Origin of the sequence: Arthrobacter sp. Hiyo1 (genome assembly GCF_001263615.2) — a bacterium.
Lineage (GTDB): Bacteria > Actinomycetota > Actinomycetes > Actinomycetales > Micrococcaceae > Arthrobacter.
In genome coordinates, this window is sequence record NZ_DF952476.1 from 9,584 (window position 1) to 10,633 (window position 1,050).

The 1,050-nt window shown below is 68.7% G+C and carries 1 pseudogene; it reads right to left on the minus strand.

Annotated features, from left to right (window positions below):
- Positions 1-1,050 (minus strand): annotated as a pseudogene (locus AHiyo1_RS20485) (hypothetical protein); the annotation flags it as partial.

Genomic DNA, 1,050 nt, shown 5'->3' on the forward strand with positions numbered 1-1,050 from the left:
CGGGGTTGGCGGACCGTGCCACCGACGGCGACGGCAAGCGGGCCTCGATGTACGCCGCCGCGTCCACCACCACGGGCGATTGGAAGGAACCGGCCACGAACCGCCCGCTGGCCTCGTCCGGACGCACCCACATGCCCGGACCCAGGAACTGCAACAATCCGGCCCGGTGCAGGGCAAGGATTTCGCGCAGCCGGTGCGGCGGCGGGCCGGAATCCACGAAGCTGAAGAAGCCGTGCCACCAACCATGCACCGCTTGTTGGGAGCGCGAATTGAGCCGCTCCTGAGGGACCAGCCGGCCGAGTTCCATGTAGACCCGGAGCAGGGCCGTGAACAAGGCCAGGGTTTCCGAATGGTCGCGACTCGTGCGGAGCTTGAGGTCGCGTTCAATGTAGTTCGCCACTGATCTCTGCACCGCGGCATGGTCCGCGAAGGCGCAACCGCTGAACGGTTGGTCCAGGGCCTCGAGGTCGAGACGGAGGGCCGGGTCCGGGACCGCCGAGGCCACGAGGTTTTCGCGTTCGCGGCTGTACCAATCCAGGGCATCGAAGCGCGCCGAAAATTCGTCCCAGCCGCCGTGGACGCGTTCCGGATAGCCGGTGAAGAGCTCGCGGTAGTAGGCGTAGCCGGCGTCTTTGGCGATGAGGGGCCACAGCTGGGTCCGGAAATCCAGCTCCTCGTGTGCGGCGAGCAGCAATTCCACGGCGTCCGCGGTGAAGTACCGGGGTGCGCCGACGGGTTCGCCGCGCAGGGTGGAGGAGATCTTGGAGTGGTACGGCACTCCGCGCCGGGAGCCTGCCCAGAGCCGTGGTTCGGCGCCGGACGGCACATAGTCCAGGCCGCCGTCGGGCCTGTCTTCGAAGCGGCCGCCACGGCCCTCGAACAAGAGCACCAGAAGGTCCACGAACGCCAGCCCCATGCCCGAAACCAGGACGTCCTGGCCGGGTGCGATCGCCGAATAGTCGACGTCGGTGGTGTACGACGGCGCCGCGTGGAACCCGCCGTGCCGGGCGGCGAACTCGGCCAACCGCGCCGATTCCGGCTCGGCGCGGG